Genomic DNA, 18,615 nt, shown 5'->3' with positions numbered 1-18,615 from the left:
ACCTGAACGATCGGGTTTCCGGGAGATGCAGTATCCCGATGGGCCCCAAGATTTTGGCTGCATATAAGACTGGGAGGTCTTAAACATGAAGAAGCTGCTCGCTTCCACCATCATCGCTACCGGCATTTATGCACTGGCCGGTTCCGCTCAAGCCGCAGAATGCGGCGAAGTCAGCATTGCCGAAATGAACTGGGCGTCGGCCGGTGTCGCTGCTTGGGTCGACAAATACATTCTCGAAAACGGCTATGGCTGCACGGTAACGCTCGTTACCGGTGACACCATGCCGACCTTCACCTCCATGAATGAGAAGGCGCAGCCGGACATGGCGCCGGAATTGTGGGTCAATGCCGTGCGCACGCCGCTGGATGCCGCCATCAAGGAAGGCCGCTTGATCGAGGCAGCGCCGCTCTTGAGCGAAGGCGGCGTCGAAGGCTGGTGGATTCCGAAATTCCTCGCTGACGCGCACCCGGATATCAAGACAGTTCAGGACGCGCTGAAGCATCCGGAACTCTTCCCTGCACCGGAAGACCCCTCAAAGGCTGCCGTCATCAACTGCCCGTCAGGCTGGAATTGCCAGGTTTCGACGGCCAATCTCTACAAGGCACTGGGCGCCGAGAAGCTGGGTTTCGAGTTGGTTGATACCGGGTCGGCAGCGGGTCTCGATGGGTCGATCTCCAACGCCTTTGAAAAGAAGTCGGGCTGGCTCGGCTATTATTGGGCTCCGACAGCCATTCTCGGCAAGTATCAAATGACGCGGCTGAGCTTCGGCGTCGAGCACAACAAGGCTGACTGGGACGCCTGCACAGCGGTTCCGGATTGCCCGGATCCGAAGGTCAACTCCTATCCGACCTCAGACGTCTACACCGTCGTCACCAAGGCGTTTTCCGAAAAGGCTGGCGTCGCCATGGACTACGTCAAGACCCGCAAATGGGATAACGGCACTGTCAACCAGGTTCTCGCCTGGATGACCGATAACCAGGGTACCAACGAAGATGCTGCCAAGCACTTCCTGGAAACCTATCCGGACATGTGGACCAAGTGGGTCGCTCCGGACGTCGCCGAAAAGGTTAAGGCAGCCCTCTAACGGCTTGCCCTGCGGCAGCGGAGCAGATTTCGCTGTCGGCTTTCGGCTACCAACCCGGCACGCCAAATCGCCGCGGCAAACAGCAAATCCCGATACCGGCGACATGAAATGCCGCCGGTATTTCCATCAGATACGGATGTGAAAACGAAAATCGTCGCAAACGGTATAGTCGCCAGGGGCGAAAAGCTGTCACATTCTCGATATGCCGGGGTTCGGAAAGAAACCACCCAAGTCTGCGCGCGGCCTCAAACAGGCATCGTCGACGCAGCCGGCACTATAAAACTTCCGGCAAAAAGGGGAACGACATGGCAATATGCAGTTACTTGCCAGATCTGCTTTGTAAATTTCCGGCGATCAATGATACGACAATCCGAATGGCTCGAAAAAGCGTCGATGACGGCTTCAAGGCCCTCGTCCGCGAATATGTCAATGTCATCGATGCGCTCGTCCAGCCGCTTCAATGGTTTTTGAACTACCTCGAAAAATTGTTCGTCAGCTCACCCTGGATCGTTATTTTGGCCGTCATGGTCGCGATTGTCTATTATGGTAGCCGCGATATCAGGATCACTATTGGCACCATCGTCTCCATGCTGCTGATCGGCCTTGTCGGTCTGTGGAACGACACGATGGTGACGCTGGCCATGGTTACGGTCTGTACGTTCATCGCCATCATCGTCGGCATCCCGATCGGCATCCTGATGGCTCGCTCCGAGCGCGCCCAGTCGATCATCAATCCGATCCTCGACGTCATGCAGACGATGCCGAGCTTCGTCTATCTGATCCCAGTCGTCATGATCTTCGGTATCGGCAAGGTTCCCGGGTTGATCGCTGTCGTCATCTATGCCGTGCCACCGATGATCCGCCTCACCAACCTTGGCATCCGCCTGGTCGACAAGGAAGTGCTGGAAGCAGCTGATGCATTTGGTTCTTCGCCGTGGCAACGGCTGAAAAACGTGCAGATGCCGCTAGCGCTTCCAACCATCATGGCTGGTATCAACCAGACAATCATGATGTCCCTCGCGATGGTCGTGGTTGCCTCGATGGTCGGCGTCGGCGGTCTTGGCCGCAACGTGCTGCAGGCGATCAACAACCAGTTCTTCACCGTCGGTTTCTTCAATGGCTTCGCCCTCGTTGCGATCGCCATCATTTTTGATCGTACCAGCCAAGCCTACGGCAAGCGGCTGCAAAAGCACTCGGAGGTCATCCATGGCTAGTCACGCGATCGAGGTGAAGAACCTCTACAAGATCTTCGGACCCCGCGGCCGCGAATTCATCGACCAGGTCAAGGCCGGACTAGGCAAGACCGAACTGAATGAAAAACATGGCCATGTGTTGGGCTTGCAGAACATCAACATCTCCATGCCCGCCGGCGGCATCATGGTTGTCATGGGCTTGTCAGGTTCAGGAAAATCGACCCTTATCCGCCACATCAATCGCCTGATCGATCCAACGGCGGGTGAAGTGCTCTATGATGGCGTCGACGTCTGCAAGATGAATGAAAACGACCTTCGCGAATTCCGCCGCCATAAGACTGCGATGGTGTTTCAGAAATTCGCGCTGCTACCGCATCGCACGATCATCGAGAACACAATCTATGGCCTGGAAATCCAGGGAGTTCCGGATGCGGAGAGCCGCAAGCGGGCGCAGGGCTGGATCGAGCGCGTTGGCCTCAAGGGCTTCGAGAACCACTATCCCAACCAACTCTCGGGCGGCATGCAGCAGCGTGTCGGTCTTGCCCGGGCGCTGACGAACGACGCCGACATCCTGTTGATGGACGAAGCCTATTCTGCGCTCGATCCGCTGATCCGTGTCGACATGCAGACTGTTCTGCTCGACCTCCAGAAGGAGCTGAAAAAGACCGTGGTGTTCATCACCCACGATCTCGACGAAGCCCTTCGGCTGGGTGACAAGATCGCCATCCTGCGCGACGGCAAGGTGATCCAGCAAGGCACCGGCCAGGAGATCGTCCTGAAGCCGGCCGATGAATATATCACCGCCTTCGTCAAGGAAGTGAACCGAGGCCGCGTCATCAATGTCGAAACGATCATGAAACCGCTCTCGGGCAATGCCGAAGGGATGCCCATCGCGATCGGAACCGTGCTCGAAAGTGCCGCGCGGATGATGACCCTCGCCAACCTGAATGTTGCACATGTCGTCGATACCAATGGCAAGCCGGTCGGCTCGCTGGATCTTGGCACGATCATTTCCGCAATGGTGACGCCAATCGGCCATCAGCTGCAAGCAGCTTGAAGAAAACTCTTATCAGGAGGACAGGGCGGACAATCCGGCCTGTCCCGTCCCTTTCTGGCGCGGTGCTCCACCCATCCTGTCCGCCAGCGCTTTCGACAGACGAATACCCGGCTTCTCGATGGCGAAATGTGCGACAAGCGCAGTGACGACGACGAGAATGACCATCGCCAGCGTCATGACCGTGCCGAAAGCGGCTCCCCGAATACCGAACCCGAAGAATTCTTCCCGCCCGATCGAAAATGCGCCGACGAATGACTGTCCCGTTATTTTCTCGAGGACGCTGCCGGCATTAATCATGCGGGCCTGAACGAAAATGTGGACCATGTAGATCCCGTAGGAAAACGTGCCCAGCCACAGGAAAACTGGCCGGTTGAGAATGCGGCTGAGCGCACCGCCCTCATAACTGAACACGCAGATGGCAAGCGCGAATACCCAGGGCGCCAGAATGTTCACCGGCCCCTTGCCGGCCAGAGCGACAAACCCGAGAATGGCGCCCAGCGCCAGAAGTTCGACGCATGTTGCAATAAATGATGTGACGTGCGGCGTGGCCGCACCCAGATGGCGGGCGACCAGCACCGGCCCGAAGACATGATAGAGCAGTGCGCCCAGTGAAAAACCGTAGAGGCAGCGGACAAAGCCGAGATGCCATGTCGTGTCCATATGGTTCGGTGACCAGGCATAGATGGCCGCCATCCCGGCGATGATCACCGGAATGAAGACAATCCAGTGGCGGCGGCCGAACGACAGGACAGCAAGACCAAACAGGAGATAGGTCCAGACCTCGGCCGAAATGCTCCAGCTGGGACTATTCCAGGTCAGGCGCACGTCCATTCCGATCCCGTTGAGAAGCAGGAGGCTGTTGATCAGTTCGCTGAGACTGTTGCCGTCGGAGAAAGGCGCCGCACCGTCTCCCCGCAACGCCGGCACCGTCAGCCTCAGCAATTCGAATATGACGAAAATCGCAAGCACAGCCAGATGCAGCGGGTACACGCGGCCAAACCGCACGATTGCAAACCGGAGATAGGCGGCGCGGGTGGAAAGACTGGAACGATAGCGGTGCGCGATGACGAAGCCGGACAGCACGAAAAAGTAATCCACAAACAGATAGGCATTGCGAACAATAAGGCTTTCCGACAGTGGTCCGGACGCAGGAAAATGCATCATCGCGACCAGCAGCGCGCAGATACCTCGCCAGGAATCAAGAACAGCAAACCGAACTCTAGACGGGCCTGCACCGCCGCTTGCTGCGGACGCAGGTTCATTGCGGATTTTGATACTGATCATGACCCTGCTGGCTCCACCCACTACGTACAACATGCACGCACAACGCGCATCAATGATGGAGAAAGCGTCCTACGACGCCCCGAAATTTTGCGTTAACCGGACTACGGCGGCGCCAGAAATCCGCCAGATAGGTAAATAAATTTGACAGGCGATACCTGCACCAACGTCAGGATGAACCTGCCGGCGAAAGTATCTTTACGCCGATTTAACCATGTGAATGCACTGTGCGGTCAAGCCGCCAAACCCGTTTACAGGCTGATGTTATGTGGCTGGACGCTGGCCACTCCGGGAATGGACGGGTGGCGACGGTCACGGCAATCTTTACCGTCACGGACACTACGCCTTGCGCAACGCAGACGCCAGAATAGCCATACCGCAAGAGGTGCCCGAAGGGGCCGCCGTGGTAATGCGGGTCGTAACGACCTTTCTTGCGGGTTTCGGCCTGTTCATCATGATCTTGACCCTTAATCCCTTCATGGGAGATGTTGTTTCCGAGGCCGATGGTGGGGGCACGGCCAATGTCGTCAACCAGATCGGCTATCTCGGATTGGGCGGGCTGTTCGTCTTTTTCATGCTGGGCTCCGTTCCCCCCCGAACACTGCTGCAACTGATCTCACCAAGTTGGCTGATCGTTTTTGCCATCGCCTATTTCTCGTGCATGCAGTCCTACGACCCGAATGCTTCGGCACGCGGCGTCACCCTCAGCCTCGTCGCCATGCTCATGGTCGCCGGCGTGCTGGTCCTACCGCGCAGCGAGAAAGACTTTGTCGAGGCTTGCGCGAATGCGGTGCTGCTGCTGCTCATCATCAACTACGCAGCGCTCGTGCTCTTGCCCGAAAGAGCGATCCATCAGGCGTCCGCGTTGGAGTCATGGCACGCCGGCTACTGGCGCGGCCATCTCTCGCACAAGAACGTATCGGCCCCGGTTTTTTCGGTGCTCGCAATGTTCGGTATCTACTGCATCCGGTCAGGCGCGCGCCTGCGCGGATGGGCCATCACACTGCTGGCCGTCATCTTCGTTCTTCATACCGGCTCGAAGACAACGATCGGCTTCCTGCCATTGGCGATCGGTATCGTGCTGTGCGGCAGCGCCATCCGCAGCCCAGCCGCAATCGTCATCTCACACCTGTGTCTCGCAGTGCTTGTCACCTGCCTAACCGTCGGGACAATCTACTCCCCCGGCTTTCTTGCGATGACCGCAGCCGTGCTGGACGATCCGACATTCACGGGCCGCGATGCGATCTGGCAGTTTGCATCCGAGAGCATCGCCGCACATCCCTGGTTTGGCCATGGCTATGCCAGCTTCTGGCAATCGCCGGTCATTCGGGGCATGGAGGCCAATTTCGAAGCGGACTGGGACGTGCGTGGCATCGTATCGGCCCACAACGCCTATCTCGACGCGTTGCTGACGTTCGGCATTCCGGGCGGCGCTGTGATGATCCTGCTTCTCTTCGTAAAACCGCTCGTCGACTACCTCCGCGCCGCCCGCCGCAGAGGTAGCCGCAATTTCTCGGAATTCTGCGTGATGGTCGTCATCTTCATGACCTACAACGGCATGCTTGAATCCTTCATCCTCAACCGCGCCGATCCTATGTGGATGCTCCTTGCCCTCGCCGTTTTCGGGCTGAACATGGCAGCACGCTGCAACCTGCGGCACAATGCCGACTGAGATCATCGTACGGCGACACTCTTGCAATCATATAAGGATATCTTTATATGGTTGCAAAACCCGATGAGATCAGGATCCCCCATGACCGTGCACGCCAATCCGCTTTCCGACCTGCTCGCCGAAAAGGGCGTGCTCCTCGCCGATGGTGCGACAGGCACCTCGTTGTTTGCGATGGGACTGGAAGCGGGCGAAGCACCGGAACTCTGGAACGAATCCAAGCCCGAGAACATTACCAAGCTGCATCAGGATTTCGTCGATGCCGGCGCCGATATCATTTTGACCAATTCGTTCGGCGGCACGCGCCATCGCCTGAAACTGCATCAGGCGCAGGATCGCGTTCACGATCTCAACAAGCGCGCCGCCGAGATCGCCCGTGCCGTTGCCGACAAGGCACCGCGCAAGGTGATCACCGCCGGCTCCGTCGGCCCGACCGGCGAACTGCTGATCCCGCTTGGCGCCATGAGCTACGAAGATGCTGTCGAGGCATTCGTCGAACAGATCGAAGGCTTGAAGGCTGGTGGTGCGGAAGTTGCCTGGATCGAGACAATGTCGGCTCCTGATGAAATCAGGGCAGCAGCCGAAGCCGCCGTCAAGGTCGGGCTTCCCTACGTCTACACAGGATCGTTCGACACGGCCGGCAAGACGATGATGGGTCTGCACCCGAAGGACATGTTCGCCGTTGCCCAGGATATCGGCGGTGGTCCGGTCGCAACCGGCGCCAATTGCGGCGTCGGCGCTTCCGACATCCTCTCCTCGCTGCTCGACATGACGGACGCCAATCCAGAGGCAAGCATCATCATCAAGGGCAATTGCGGCATTCCGGAATTCCGTGGTTCGGAAATCTATTATTCCGGCACACCACCGCTGATGGCCGATTATGCCCGCCTTGCCCGCGATGCCGGCGCCAAGATCATCGGCGGCTGCTGTGGGACGTCCTGCGAACATCTGGCAGCCATGCGCGTCGCGCTTGACACCTATATACCGGGGGATCGGCCGACCGTCGAAGCCATCGTCGAGCGCATCGGCCCGATGCGCAACAAAACAGCCAATGAAGGTCCATCCGCACCCGCCCGCGAGCGCGGCCGCCGCCGCGGCTGAGAAGAACATCGTCATCAACACGAAGGGCCTGAAAAATCAGCTGATTTTCAGGCCCTTCGTGTTTCAACCTGATTTTTTCAGGCGCGTACCTTTCAGGCCGCGGCCGCGGCCTTGAAGAAGCGGATGTAGCCATCCTTCAAACCGGGCTTGATACAATCGGCCATCAAAAGCGCGAGATGGAAAATCGATTCGATGTTCCGCTCCTGTTCGATCAGCTCCGCGAGATAGACCACCACCTCGTCATAATCTGCGCCATTGGTCCGGACGCTCTGCAGAAATGCCGCCAAGGCAAGACGGCCGTTCATCAGGAGCACCTCGTCACGTTCCGCCGGAGCCAGCCGCAGCGAGGGACGAATCGCGAAAACATGCACGTCTAGAAATCGCAAAAGGGCGGCATATTTTTCACTATCCGCCGGAAGCCCAGCCTTGACGTAAAGATTGCTGGTGGCCTCAGCAATCCCGTTCTCCGTCGCCCATATGCCGAGGTCGTACCGGTAGATCAGAGATGGATCATGAACCACTCTGCCGGCAGTGATCAATGCAAACGTCAGGCTCCAGTCACAATAGCCGCCATTGGTTGGATGTGCCTGCGTGAAAAGCCGCAGCAACGGCACGAAAGCACCGGTCCGGTATATGCTGTAATAAATGCTGTTATTGCCCATTACCTTGCGGGTGAATTCGTGCAACCGTTCCGCTGGTGACGCGGCGTCGACCGTATAGCACTCCGTCTGGCAAACCCCGTTCTCTGCCGTCCAGATCTGCGTTTGCGGCCGGACGCCGACAACATCATCCGGCAGCAATGAAAGATCGACCGGTGTTTCATCGGCGCTGAATTGGATGTGATCATCGTCGCCCATCGGCATCACGAACGGCGTATCAGCCAAAGACAGGGCTTCCAGACCGTTACCTGACGCATCCTCGCTTGACGAATAATGGTAAAGCAGATTGGGCGAACGGTTTTGAAGAAACGCGCGTTTTTCCGGGTCTCGGGAATTGTCGGACACAATCAGCAGCGCGCCGGTTTTCTCAGCATAGGCGAGCGCACTCTCGATCGCGCTGCGCGAGGTTGCCCACGGCCGGTTGCTCGGCATGCAGATCGAAAGCTGGGCCATCGGTATCTCCACTCCAAAAACACTCGAACGCCTATTCGGCAATATCAGTCCGCCATCACATTCGAATATTCTCCATTAGCATCAGCAAGACTGTGCCAACCTTGCGGCTGAATCCAGTTTTGCCCCAGCCTCGGCCGGTAATCATTTTCCAGATTGACCCGTTGTGAATTGAAGAAAGCCTAGAGATGAACGGTACACCCGCCCCGTTTCCCGCCCGTGATTCCGTTGCCGAAAAGCTGGCGGCCCTCGGCGAAGGCGAGAAAGCCTATCTGTTGCTGCTGATGGAAAATGCTACGCAGGATGAAAATCTGATTGAAGGCCTGTACCGCCAGCTCGACCTTGCGTCCGCAGCAAAACTGTTGAATTCCCTCAAACTCGAAAAGCTTGGCGAATGGCTGGGCTCAAGCGCCCCTGCCCGGCTACAGATCCGTCTGATGGAAGCGGCCAAATCCAGCCAGCACGCCGCCTATCAGGCGTTCCGCATCGGGCTTGTCCGTTCAGGTGGGCTGGAAAAGGCTTATCCAAAAGCCTGAATTTGCAGTGATACGCCGTGTATCGACTTGGCTCACCGGCGAACGCCCTCCGGTTAGCTGGAAGGCGCTCTTTCCGGTGTTCGCGAGCGCTATTCTCCGCCAAGACTTCTGGCGAGCCGGACCAGATTGAGGAACTCCGCCCGGTAGCCGTAGGCATCCTCACCCTTGGCAGCCGATGCCAGGTCGAGGATCGATCCGTATTTGTAGGTGGACACGGCATCGGTTCCCCGCAGTTTCTGACCAAACGCCGCGACCGCGACGGAGAAGCGGACGTCCTGCCCCGCCTGATCGAGCGCCGCCACCGCATTGCCCTCGGTCACCGGCGTCGTGATGAGCTTGCTCGTGTCGCTATCCGGCTGCTTGTAGCGGATTTTCAGGAAGGCCAGCTCGTCTGACGGCTTGGCAGCAGCCTCTACCTTGGGGCTTGAACCATAGCGGAGGTCATCGTTGAGAACTGCCGAGCTTCCCCTGGGAGTGATCTCATAGATCGCCGTGACGCGGTGGCCGGAACCGATATCGCCGGCATCGACCTTGTCATTGTTGAAATCCTCACGCTTCAACGCACGGGTCTCATAGCCGATCAGGCGGTATTCGGCGATTTGCTGCGGATTGAACTCCACCTGAAACTTCACGTCCTTGGCAATCGGGAAGAGCGACGATCCGGCCTCCTCGACCAGCGATTTCTGTGCTTCGGCCAGCGTATCGATATAGGCGGCCGTGCCGTTGCCATTCTGCGCCAGTGTCTGCATCAGCGCATCATTGTAGTTGCCGCGGCCAAATCCTAGCACCGACAAGAAGATCCCACTCTTGCGCTTGGCTTCAATCGTCTTTTTCAACTCCTCGTCACTGGATGGCCCGACATTGAAATCGCCATCCGTCGCCAGCATGATCCGGTTGACGCCGCCTTTGACGAAGGCCCGCTCCGCCAGGTCATAAGCCGCCTCCAGCCCTTGCGCACCCGCCGTGGAGCCACCCGGCTGCAAGGTATCGATCGCCGACAGGATTTTTGCCTTGTCCTTGATGGCCGTCGGCTCCAGCACCGTACCGGCATTGCCGGCATAGGTGACGATCGAGACGGTATCGTCGGGCTTCAATTTCTCGACCAGAAGACGGAATGCGGTTTTTAAAAGCGGCAGCTTGTCCGGCTCGTCCATTGAACCGGAGACGTCGATCAGGAAAACCAGATTGGCGCGCGGTGCAACGTCCGGCGCAATATCATAGCCCTTGATGCCCACATGCATCAGTCGCGTATTGGCATTCCACGGCGTTGGCAGCACGGTGACCGTTGCCTTGAACGGCGCGTCCTTGCTATCCGGACCTGGCCAGTCATAGGGGAAATAATTGATCATCTCCTCGACGCGCACACTGTCTCGGTCCGGCATCTGTCCAGCCATCAGCGACTTGCGCACGAAGGAATAGGACGCCGTGTCGACATCCGCCGAGAAAGTGGAGACCGGGTCCGTGGCCGTTGATTTGACCGGATTGGTGTCAGCCGCGGTGAAACGGTCGCGGTTTTCTTCTGGTTGTGAAAGAGTGTCCGTCGGCGCAGTCATGGGGGATGGCATGATCTCCGCCATGGAGCCGGCAGCCATCGATTCGTTGGCAACCGTCAGCGATGGGGCTGCAAACTGTGTCCGCCGCTCAAGGTTCGAGGCGGCACTCACCGATTTCTGATCCACCGGCCGAGGTGTCGCATAGGCCGCCGCCTCGTCATCAGCTGTTGCGCGTGCCGCCGGTTCCGCGGTCACCCCGTTAATGGCCTGGCCGGTAACAACGTCAGGCCGCTGCGTCAGGCTATCCACGGGCATCTCTGCAGCCGAATCGTTCTTGGGTTTTGACGGCGTCGCCTTTTTGGCTTCTGCATCCTTTGATGCGACACCAGTCGCCACCTCGACCTGTTGGCCATCCGGACTTGCCGGCAAACCGCCCCGCGTCAATTCCAGCGTGAGAAAAGCGGCAGCGGGCACCACCAGGAGCGTGGCGAGCGCCGAACCTGCGAGAAATTTCCTGTTCATGATGGGGCTCCATAGCCTGTTGAATATGGAGCTTTGACGCCGGGCATCGGTAGTTCCTTGGGGGGCTTTCGAATTATTTTCGCTTTCGTCGAACGCCTGCATTGCCAGAGACAGTGCACGGGCGCGCGCAGCCGGTGAAGGCGATGGCGGGGTCATCTGGCCGAGATTTTTCAGATCGTCGTTCATCACATCGTCTCCCTGCCGAGCAGGATTTTCAACCGTTTGCGGGCTTCATGCACATGCCACGATATCGTTACCTCCGAGCAGCCCATGACGTCAGCGGCGGCGGCGTGGGACAGGCCCTCGCCATAAACGAGCAGAACGGCATCACCCTGTTTATCCGGCAGCTGCCGCACGGCTTCCCAGAGTGCTTCGGTCTGGTCGTGATTATCGTTTGCCGCAGCACTTGTCGGGTCTGCCAGGAAATTCGCGGCATTGCGCCTTTCGCGTAACTGGCTTCGTTGATGGTCGCGTGCAGCATTCAAGGTCAGTGTATAGAGCCAGGTACGGAAACGGCTGGCTCCCCGAAAAGCCCGGATCGCCTGCGCCAGCTTCAGGCATACCGTCTGGGCAATATCCTCGGCATCGCCCACATTGCCGGACCAGCGCCAGGCAACCGCATGGACGAAATCATAGTGCCGTTCCACCAGCAAGCCGAAGGCATTCCGATCGCCCTTCTGCGCCCGCTCGATAAGATCCTCGTCCAAATCACCCGCCCGGATTTGTTGCAACTGATACTGAGACGTTCTGTCCTGGCCGATCCTTGGGTGCGGACCAAAATATTTTCACGATCCCGGGATTTTCCGGGTCACGGCGATGATCGGCCCCATCGGATGGGTATTGTCGTAACGCTGGAGAGAGGGAGCAAACAGGCTGGAGATCGAACCATCCAGAAACAGCGCGTTGGCGCAACCGAGTTGATCGCGAAACAGGGTCGCGAAATCATGGAAACGTACAGGCTCCAGCGAGATCGCGAAGATAGCCATGCCCTTCTGATCGACGCCAACACCGTTGCGAATCTGCAGGCTATCGCTTTTCGGCAGGAAGGCCGGATGCAACTGCCCGTCGATCACCAGCATCGGCCCGGATTGCGTGGCGAAATCCGGCTTGACCGCCGCATCGACATAGGCTTCGGTTTCCAGGACACCTGCCCGGCCACCCTGAAGGAAGAAAACCCCATTGGGCTTCAGGTAGAAATTACCCCAGCTATAGCCCTGGTCGATTGCCTTGCGCTCGACACCGTCGGTCACCAGCAGGCCAACGGATGTCAGGTCGCGCTCGTACATGCCGCCATTCATGGCGAATTCGAGATATTCACCCTCCTGCCGCAGATCGTGCATAAGAGGCGCAAAGCCGCCATAGGGCTGGCCATCGCGGCCGCGGTGAAAGATTCCGATGTCACTGGCGGTGGGGTCGAAGCTGCAAACAGCATAACTTTGCGTCAAGTGCGTCACCATACGGCAGGCGGCCTCCTCCTCGCCAGCGGACAGAATGGATGCGGTCATGACCAACCCGATACTCAAGGAACGAAACATACCCACCTCATTTCACACGCGCCCGACGCTGTCGTCCGAGAACAGCAAAATAGAGGCCGGAATTTTATAAACTGAGGGCAGCCATATGAAAATGCAGCTGTTTCGCCGGATAACGATAGGCAGCACCGACTGGACAGACATTGCGGGCAAAACATCCTGCCATCATGCAGCCAGCCTGCCCCGCTCTTGTTTCCAGATGCGCCCGGCACGGCCCCAGCTGAAACCCCGATGGCAAGACAGCGTGTGCCGGACAGCTGGAGAGACAGGGCCGATCGGGACAATGATCGCAAGGATGCGGATAAATGGGGCTCGCGGTTGGCGGCAGAGCCTGCGCAAAGGCAAGTGCTCCGCGATATCCGTGCCAAAGTCCGTATCGTGGATGAATGAGGATGCCGAGTGGTGACGATTTCAAGCCTTCCGCCCGCATCGCCCATTGCTGGAACGGCTGCCAAGGCGCATCCGAGGGGAAATAGGCGGTTGCGCCAAAAGCGTCGGCCACCGGCTCGATCACAGCTTTCGACCATGCATCGAGCGGGTTTTTGCCGCCGCGATCGGGCGAGGAATTACGCCAGTGCTCAAACGCAGGCCAGATCGATCCGCCGGCATTTCCCAGTAAAACCACGCTGCCGGCCGCATTCCCGTCCTTCAAGACGGGCACCGTTTCGCCGTCGGCAAAGTTGACGACACCGCGTAAAAAAACTCCGTGCGGCGCAAGCGCTGCACGGAGTTCACTCAAAACATCGCTTGATGTCACGGGACCGGTCATTTCGGTTTCGGCCCCTGCCTGTCGTAATGTGGGCGCCAGACCTCATTCTGGATGAAGTCTGCTACTTGCGCCGCTCCGCCTCTCTCCCTGGCTTGTTCGGGCTCTCTTCAAGTGAAGGCGTCAGGCATCGAATCCTTCTTCTTGGCGATGAAGTCGAGAAGCGCCGCGTCAATCGCGGCATCAAGCGGCGGCCGTTCGTAATGTTCCAGCCAGCTGCGGGCGAGCGCATTAGCACGCTGCTCGACACGCTTTTCGCCCTCGATTTCCCATTGTTCGAACGAGTTGTTGTCAGCCAGCGCCGAGCGGTAGAACGCCGTCTGGAAATTGGCCTGGGTATGGGCGCAACCGAGGTAGTGGCTGCCCGGACCGACTTCGCGGATAGCATCGAGCGCCTGCGCGTTTTCCGAAAGATCCACACCCTCGGCCATTTTCTGCATCATGCCGAGCTGGTCCTGGTCGATCATGAACTTTTCGTAGGACGACACGAGACCACCTTCGAGCCAGCCCGCGGCATGGAGCACGAAGTTGGTGCCGGCAAGCAGCGTCATGTTCAGCGTGTTGGCCGATTCGTGAGCTGCCTGGGCATCGGGAACCTTCGATCCACAGAGCGATCCGCCTGTGCGGAACGGCAGGCCGAGACGGCGCGCAAGCTGTGCAGCACCATAGGACACCAGCGACGGCTCCGGCGTGCCGAAGGTCGGCGCCCCCGATTGCATCGAGATCGAGGCCGCGAACGTGCCGAACAGCACTGGTGCGCCCGGCCGGATCAGCTGGGTGAATGCGGCACCGGCCAGCACTTCGGCGAGAATCTGTGTCAAAGTTCCCGCCACCGTCACCGGGCTCATCGCTCCGGAAAGAATGAACGGCGAGATGACACAGGCCTGGTTGTGTCGTGCATAGACCTTCAATGCACCGACCATGGTCTCGTCGAACACCATGGGCGAGTTGGCATTGATGAGATTCAGCGTCACGCAGTTGTTTTCGACGAAATCGTCACCGAACACCAGCTTCGCCATGGCGATCGTGTCTTCGGCCCGTTCCGGCGCGGTCACCGATCCCATGAACGGCTTGTCGGAATATTTGATATGGCTGTAGACCATGTCGAGATGGCGCTTGTTGACCGGGATATCGACCGGTTCACAGACGGTCCCACCCGAGGAGTGCATCGACGGCGCCATGTAGGCTAGCTTCACGAAATTATGGAAATCCTCAATCGTCGCATAGCGGCGCTGGCCGTCGAGATCGCGCACGAAGGGAGGTCCGTAAACCGGCGCAAACACAGTCGCCTTGCCGCCGATGTGAACGTTGCGCTCAGGATTGCGTGCATGCCAGGTGAAATTGGACGGTGCGGTTTTCAGCAACTGACGGCACAGTCCTTTGGGGAAATGCACCCGCTGGCCGCGCACCTCGGCGCCAGCTTGCTTCCAAAGTGCCAGCGCTTCTTCGTCGTCGCGGAACTCGATACCGATTTCTTCGAGGATCAGGTCGGCATTGGCCTCGATCAGTGCCAGGCCTTCCTCATCGAGCACCTCGTATTCGCGAATCTTTCGGGTGATGTAAGGAAGCGGTGGCGGCGCACCACCGCCCGTGCGCGACGCACGGCGGGCTGCAGCACCCCGGCCCTCACCGCGCGAGCGGCGTCCGCCGGTTTCTTCGGTTTGCTCGGTTACATCTACCATGTCTTTATCCTCTCCCGCGCCTCGTCTGCGCACTTGTCGAGCCTATGCTACCAAGCCCCAGCATCCGAACGGTTCTCAATGCGCCAACGCATGGCGCAACTCGAACACGATCGCGACGACTGGTCCAGGGACACCGCCGGATTTCGGCATGGCACCTAGCCTGCCGGAACTGCGGTTACCATATTTTCCGGCGATCACAGCAGCCAATGCACTGTTTTTGTTAAGCCCGGCCCGTTATGGCCTGTCAACGATCGCGCTGCCGTCGTTTTTCATCGTACGCGACGTCGCTTTCGAAAAGAGCTTTTGGAACCAACAAAGCTAAGTATAGTGCCTGCGTCGGGGAGGTTTGAGCCTGACAGCGCCAGGAACCGAGGAAAACCATCATGGCAGACGACGAAATCATTCTCGAGGATCTCTCCGACGACGAACTCGTGCAGCAGATGCATGACGATCTCTACGACGGGATGAAGGAAGAGATCGAGGATGGAACCAACATCCTCCTGAAGCGCGGCTGGGCTCCCTATGACGTTCTCACCCAAGCGCTGGTCGAAGGCATGCGCATCGTCGGCGTCGACTTCCGCGACGGCATCCTGTTCGTGCCGGAAGTATTGTTGTCCGCCAATGCGATGAAGGCCGGCATGGCCATCCTTCGCCCGCTGCTCGCCGCCACCGGCGCACCGAAGCAGGGCAAGGTCGTCATCGGCACCGTCAAGGGCGATATCCACGACATCGGCAAGAACCTCGTCGGCATGATGATGGAAGGTGCGGGCTTCGACGTCGTCGACCTTGGCATAAACAATCCGGTCGAAAACTATCTTGACGCCATCGAGCGCGAAAAGCCGGATATTCTCGGCATGTCGGCGCTTTTGACCACGACGATGCCCTACATGAAGGTCGTGATCGATACGATGAAGGAAAAGGGCATGCGCGACGACTATGTCGTCCTCGTCGGCGGTGCACCGCTCAACGAGGAATTCGGCAAGGCTGTCGGTGCAGATGCCTATTGCCGTGATGCCGCTGTAGCGGTCGAAACCGCAAAGGACTTCATGAAGCGCAAGCACAACCAGCTGTCCGGCGCCTGATCAACACCGATTTGACCATGCAAAACCGGCCGACCTCATGAAAAGCGCGGCCGGTTTTCCTATTTTAGGAACCAGCCTTATTTGGCAGCACGTTCTACGCTACGGCCAGCGTCCTGGGTCGCATCAACCGCGTTGGCGGTATCCCGGCCCATGCCACGGATGGTGTTGCCGCACGACGCCAGCGTCGTGATGGAAAAGAGGACTAGACCGATGGTGGCGATTGTCTTTGCTGTCATGACGCGGGTTCCTTATGCTGGGTGACAGGTTCAATTGACGTGGAAGAAAGATCTTCGGCTATGGAACGCGCGAAATCGGAAAAAGTTCACGTCATTGGTTGCGGTGCTATCGCCCGCGAAATCCTTGCTGTCTGCGAGGCAAATAAGCTCCAACATATCGACCTCACCTGCCTTCCCGCCATCTGGCACAACACCCCGGACAAGATCACGCCCGGCATCAAGATCGCTATCGACAAGGCCCGCGCCGAAGGTTTTGGTCGCATCTTCGTCGCCTATGCCGATTGCGGCACCGGCGGTCTACTCGACAAGCTCTGCGAGGAAGAACAGGTCGAGCGTATCGCGGGACCGCACTGTTTTTCCTTCTTTGCCGGCAATGCGGCTTTCGAGGCTGGTTGGGACGACGATTTCACGTCTTTTTTTCTGACCGATTTCCTTGCTCGCCAGTTCGACGCCTTCGTCATCGAGCCACTCGGCCTCGACCGCAATCCGGAACTGCGCGACATGTATTTCGGCCACTACAAGAAACTCGTCTATCTCTCGCAGGTCGAAGACGAAAAACTGCAGGAAAAGGCCCGCAAGGCCGCCGAGACGCTGGGACTGGCCTATGAATACCGCTTCACCGGTTATGGCGACCTCACCCCGGCACTTCTGCAGGCCTGACCGCCAGCAACCATCTGTTAGCCTTGCGCTCAATTTTGCATGAAACGCCGCATTTGATTTAAGTGCATCGTAACGACCGCCCGCCAAACTCCCCCTACAAACACAATAATAAGGTGACGGGGATGACGGACATTTTCGCAACGAACCTATCGGCAAGGACGGCGGCCCACAGCCACCACCCGCAGCAACTTTCTCAACTGCTGCGCAATCTTTCGCTCAACGCCGGTTCGAAAATCACCCTGCGCGAGCTTGCCGGTGCCATGGAAGACCGCTCCTTCGGCGCTTTCCTCGTCGTCTTTGCCCTTCCCAACCTCATTCCTCTGCCACCGGGCGCCACCTTTATTCTCGGTCTGCCGCTGGTCTTCATCGCCTGGCAGATGTTTGCCTCACGCGGCCCGCGCATCTGGCTCCCCAAGCGCATGGGTGATTATGCCTTCGACAACGCCACCTTCTTCGTCTTCGTCAACCGCATCTCGCCCTGGCTGCAGCGCGCCGAGACCCTAATCAAGCCACGCGGCTGGTTTCTCGGCAGCCGGTTTGCCGAACGGCTGATCGGCCTTTTGGCGCTCATTCTCGCGGTGGTGATCTTCCTGCCCATTCCCTTCGGCAACTGGCTACCAGCCTTCGCGCTTGCCGTCATCGGCTTTGCCCATACCGAGCGCGATGGCCTTGGTCTTGTCGCAGGCGCCCTGATCGGCATCGTCTCCCTTGCCGTCGCCGCCAGCGTCATCCTTGCTGCCGGTGCCATCCTGACCTTCATCATCTGAGACGGATAGTGATCGCCGGCATGTCCTCCGCAGCCAACCAACATATCGTTATCGTCACTGCTGGCGGACGCAATCCGCAGATCCTGATCAATGCGCTTGAGAGCCGCTTTGGCAACGTCACGGTTCTGCTGGAACAGCCCGAATCGAAAAAACTCTTTCTCAAACGCCGCATCCGCAAGCTGGGTCTGATCACAGCAGCCGGTCAGTTTGCCACGATGGTGGCTTCGAAGTTCGGCAAGCGTTTTACTGAAAAACGTACGGCGGAAATTTTACAACAGTACGAGGCCGATGATCGCGAAAAACGGGCCATCCCGGTGATTGCCGTTGCTTCCATCAACACACCAAAGGCAATCGAACAGATCAACGCCCTGCACCCGGCCGTCGTATTCCTCGTCAGCTGCCGCATGCTGTCCGCATCGACGCTTGCAGCCATGCCCTGCCCGGTCATCAATTTCCATGCCGGCATCACCCCGCAATATCGCGGCCTGATGGGCGGATACTGGGCGCGTGTGGAGAACGACGAGGCGAATTTCGGTGCAACCGTGCATCTGGTCGATGCAGGCGTCGATACCGGCGATGTTCTATATCAATCGCGCATGACACCGTCGAAAAACGACACGATGCACACCTATCCGCTGCTGCAGACCGCAGCGTCCACCGGCATTGCCATTCGCGCCGTCGAAGATGCGTTATCTGGCAATCTCGAGCCCCTGCCAACACATGGCAATTCGCGCCAATGGTATCATCCGCCGATCTGGACATGGCTCTGGAATGGCGTGACGCGCGGCATCTGGTAGTTATATCGTCAACATTGAGGGCAAGTCGCTTTTGAGCATGACGCGCGT

The 18,615-nt window shown here is 58.4% G+C and carries 19 protein-coding genes; 11 read left to right on the top strand and 8 right to left on the bottom strand.

Features of this window, described 5'->3' with window-relative positions:
• Positions 1-85 precede the first annotated feature (85 nt).
• The 3 genes from ASC96_RS27290 to ASC96_RS27280 all read left to right on the top strand — a co-directional run bounded on the left by ASC96_RS27290 (position 86) and on the right by ASC96_RS27280 (position 3,334).
• Positions 86-1,084: an ABC transporter substrate-binding protein gene (locus ASC96_RS27290; protein ID WP_060506215.1), complete on the top strand. Its 999-nt coding sequence runs from the start codon at positions 86-88 to the stop codon at positions 1,082-1,084.
• A gap of 305 nt (positions 1,085-1,389) precedes the next feature.
• A complete protein-coding gene (locus tag ASC96_RS27285) occupies positions 1,390-2,298 on the top strand; it encodes a proline/glycine betaine ABC transporter permease (protein ID WP_060506214.1) in 909 nt (302 codons plus the stop codon).
• Positions 2,291-3,334 (top strand): glycine betaine/L-proline ABC transporter ATP-binding protein, encoded by a 1,044-nt coding sequence (locus tag ASC96_RS27280; protein WP_060506213.1) that lies wholly within the window; start codon positions 2,291-2,293, stop codon positions 3,332-3,334. The genes ASC96_RS27285 and ASC96_RS27280 overlap by 8 nt, the downstream gene beginning before the upstream one ends.
• Before the next feature lie 12 nt (positions 3,335-3,346).
• Here the strand turns inward: ASC96_RS27280 and ASC96_RS27275 are convergent, their stop codons facing one another.
• Positions 3,347-4,618 carry an acyltransferase gene (locus ASC96_RS27275; RefSeq protein WP_060506212.1) on the bottom strand — a complete coding sequence of 424 codons (1,272 nt, stop codon included), beginning with the start codon at positions 4,616-4,618 and terminating at the stop codon, positions 3,347-3,349.
• A 265-nt stretch (positions 4,619-4,883) separates the two neighbouring features.
• On the opposite strand from ASC96_RS27275, the gene ASC96_RS27270 reads away from it, so the two are divergent.
• Together ASC96_RS27270 and bmt are read left to right on the top strand one after the other, a co-directional pair.
• On the top strand, positions 4,884-6,287 hold the full coding sequence (locus ASC96_RS27270; protein ID WP_156393899.1) for an O-antigen ligase: 1,404 nt from the start codon (positions 4,884-4,886) through the stop codon (positions 6,285-6,287).
• A gap of 81 nt (positions 6,288-6,368) precedes the next feature.
• The gene (gene bmt / locus ASC96_RS27265) at positions 6,369-7,385 is read left to right on the top strand and encodes a betaine--homocysteine S-methyltransferase (protein WP_060506210.1); all 1,017 of its coding nucleotides are present in this window, start codon (positions 6,369-6,371) and stop codon (positions 7,383-7,385) included.
• 92 nt (positions 7,386-7,477) lie between these two features.
• Here the strand turns inward: bmt and ASC96_RS27260 are convergent, their stop codons facing one another.
• The gene (locus ASC96_RS27260; RefSeq protein WP_060506209.1) at positions 7,478-8,497 is read right to left on the bottom strand and encodes a hypothetical protein; all 1,020 of its coding nucleotides are present in this window, start codon (positions 8,495-8,497) and stop codon (positions 7,478-7,480) included.
• Positions 8,498-8,682: 185 nt separating this feature from the next.
• On the opposite strand from ASC96_RS27260, the gene ASC96_RS27255 reads away from it, so the two are divergent.
• Positions 8,683-9,030, top strand: a complete 348-nt coding sequence (locus ASC96_RS27255) for a hypothetical protein (RefSeq protein WP_060506208.1) — start codon at positions 8,683-8,685, stop codon at positions 9,028-9,030.
• 89 nt (positions 9,031-9,119) lie between these two features.
• Here ASC96_RS27255 and ASC96_RS27250 read toward each other — a convergent pair whose 3' ends face one another.
• The 5 genes from ASC96_RS27250 to ASC96_RS27230 form a co-directional block, all read right to left on the bottom strand.
• Positions 9,120-11,231: a von Willebrand factor type A domain-containing protein gene (locus ASC96_RS27250; RefSeq protein WP_060506207.1), complete on the bottom strand. Its 2,112-nt coding sequence runs from the start codon at positions 11,229-11,231 to the stop codon at positions 9,120-9,122.
• A complete protein-coding gene (locus ASC96_RS27245) occupies positions 11,231-11,752 on the bottom strand; it encodes an RNA polymerase sigma factor (RefSeq protein ID WP_060506206.1) in 522 nt (173 codons plus the stop codon). Before ASC96_RS27245 ends, ASC96_RS27250 begins: the two co-directional genes overlap by 1 nt.
• Before the next feature lie 78 nt (positions 11,753-11,830).
• Positions 11,831-12,550 (bottom strand): phosphodiester glycosidase family protein, encoded by a 720-nt coding sequence (locus ASC96_RS27240; protein ID WP_244482345.1) that lies wholly within the window; start codon positions 12,548-12,550, stop codon positions 11,831-11,833.
• A gap of 94 nt (positions 12,551-12,644) precedes the next feature.
• On the bottom strand, positions 12,645-13,346 hold the full coding sequence (locus ASC96_RS27235; RefSeq protein WP_060506204.1) for a hypothetical protein: 702 nt from the start codon (positions 13,344-13,346) through the stop codon (positions 12,645-12,647).
• A gap of 107 nt (positions 13,347-13,453) precedes the next feature.
• The gene (locus ASC96_RS27230; RefSeq protein WP_060506203.1) at positions 13,454-15,025 is read right to left on the bottom strand and encodes a trimethylamine methyltransferase family protein; all 1,572 of its coding nucleotides are present in this window, start codon (positions 15,023-15,025) and stop codon (positions 13,454-13,456) included.
• Between the two features lie 148 nt (positions 15,026-15,173).
• On the opposite strand from ASC96_RS27230, the gene ASC96_RS33065 reads away from it, so the two are divergent.
• Both ASC96_RS33065 and ASC96_RS27225 read left to right on the top strand, forming a co-directional pair.
• Positions 15,174-15,347 (top strand): hypothetical protein, encoded by a 174-nt coding sequence (locus ASC96_RS33065; RefSeq protein WP_156393898.1) that lies wholly within the window; start codon positions 15,174-15,176, stop codon positions 15,345-15,347.
• Positions 15,348-15,408: 61 nt separating this feature from the next.
• A complete protein-coding gene (locus ASC96_RS27225; RefSeq protein WP_060506202.1) occupies positions 15,409-16,107 on the top strand; it encodes a B12-binding domain-containing protein in 699 nt (232 codons plus the stop codon).
• A gap of 77 nt (positions 16,108-16,184) precedes the next feature.
• Here ASC96_RS27225 and ASC96_RS27220 read toward each other — a convergent pair whose 3' ends face one another.
• Positions 16,185-16,343, bottom strand: a complete 159-nt coding sequence (locus ASC96_RS27220) for an entericidin A/B family lipoprotein (protein WP_060506201.1) — start codon at positions 16,341-16,343, stop codon at positions 16,185-16,187.
• Positions 16,344-16,382: 39 nt separating this feature from the next.
• Between ASC96_RS27220 and ASC96_RS27215 the strand changes: the two genes are divergently transcribed.
• The 3 genes from ASC96_RS27215 to ASC96_RS27205 all read left to right on the top strand — a co-directional run bounded on the left by ASC96_RS27215 (position 16,383) and on the right by ASC96_RS27205 (position 18,567).
• The gene (locus ASC96_RS27215) at positions 16,383-17,003 is read left to right on the top strand and encodes a DUF1638 domain-containing protein (RefSeq protein ID WP_060506200.1); all 621 of its coding nucleotides are present in this window, start codon (positions 16,383-16,385) and stop codon (positions 17,001-17,003) included.
• 122 nt (positions 17,004-17,125) lie between these two features.
• Entirely contained in the window at positions 17,126-17,770 is a 645-nt protein-coding gene (locus tag ASC96_RS27210) for an exopolysaccharide biosynthesis protein (protein ID WP_060506199.1), read from the top strand.
• A gap of 20 nt (positions 17,771-17,790) precedes the next feature.
• Entirely contained in the window at positions 17,791-18,567 is a 777-nt protein-coding gene (locus ASC96_RS27205) for a formyl transferase (protein WP_060506317.1), read from the top strand.
• The last annotated feature ends 48 nt before the right edge of the window (positions 18,568-18,615 follow it).

The sequence above is a fragment of the Rhizobium sp. Root1204 genome, from assembly GCF_001424965.1.
Lineage (GTDB): Bacteria > Pseudomonadota > Alphaproteobacteria > Rhizobiales > Rhizobiaceae > Pararhizobium.
Note: the sequence above shows the minus strand (reverse complement) of the source record. Positions and strands in the feature narration are given on the sequence as shown.

Bases quoted from the DNA above. Each gene is read 5' to 3' on its own strand.
- ASC96_RS27290 (WP_060506215.1), top strand. From the start codon at position 86: ATGAAGAAGCTGCTCGCTTCCACCATCATCGCTACCGGCATTTATGCA.
- ASC96_RS27285 (WP_060506214.1), top strand. From the start codon at position 1,390: ATGGCAATATGCAGTTACTTGCCAGATCTGCTTTGTAAATTTCCGGCG.
- ASC96_RS27280 (WP_060506213.1), top strand. From the start codon at position 2,291: ATGGCTAGTCACGCGATCGAGGTGAAGAACCTCTACAAGATCTTCGGA.
- ASC96_RS27275 (WP_060506212.1), bottom strand. From the start codon at position 4,618: ATGATCAGTATCAAAATCCGCAATGAACCTGCGTCCGCAGCAAGCGGC.
- bmt (WP_060506210.1), top strand. From the start codon at position 6,369: ATGACCGTGCACGCCAATCCGCTTTCCGACCTGCTCGCCGAAAAGGGC.
- ASC96_RS27260 (WP_060506209.1), bottom strand. From the start codon at position 8,497: ATGGCCCAGCTTTCGATCTGCATGCCGAGCAACCGGCCGTGGGCAACC.
- ASC96_RS27255 (WP_060506208.1), top strand. From the start codon at position 8,683: ATGAACGGTACACCCGCCCCGTTTCCCGCCCGTGATTCCGTTGCCGAA.
- ASC96_RS27250 (WP_060506207.1), bottom strand. From the start codon at position 11,231: ATGAACGACGATCTGAAAAATCTCGGCCAGATGACCCCGCCATCGCCT.
- ASC96_RS27240 (WP_244482345.1), bottom strand. From the start codon at position 12,550: ATGACCGCATCCATTCTGTCCGCTGGCGAGGAGGAGGCCGCCTGCCGT.
- ASC96_RS27235 (WP_060506204.1), bottom strand. From the start codon at position 13,346: ATGACCGGTCCCGTGACATCAAGCGATGTTTTGAGTGAACTCCGTGCA.
- ASC96_RS27230 (WP_060506203.1), bottom strand. From the start codon at position 15,025: ATGGTAGATGTAACCGAGCAAACCGAAGAAACCGGCGGACGCCGCTCG.
- ASC96_RS33065 (WP_156393898.1), top strand. From the start codon at position 15,174: ATGGCACCTAGCCTGCCGGAACTGCGGTTACCATATTTTCCGGCGATC.
- ASC96_RS27225 (WP_060506202.1), top strand. From the start codon at position 15,409: ATGGCAGACGACGAAATCATTCTCGAGGATCTCTCCGACGACGAACTC.
- ASC96_RS27220 (WP_060506201.1), bottom strand. From the start codon at position 16,343: ATGACAGCAAAGACAATCGCCACCATCGGTCTAGTCCTCTTTTCCATC.
- ASC96_RS27210 (WP_060506199.1), top strand. From the start codon at position 17,126: ATGACGGACATTTTCGCAACGAACCTATCGGCAAGGACGGCGGCCCAC.
- ASC96_RS27205 (WP_060506317.1), top strand. From the start codon at position 17,791: ATGTCCTCCGCAGCCAACCAACATATCGTTATCGTCACTGCTGGCGGA.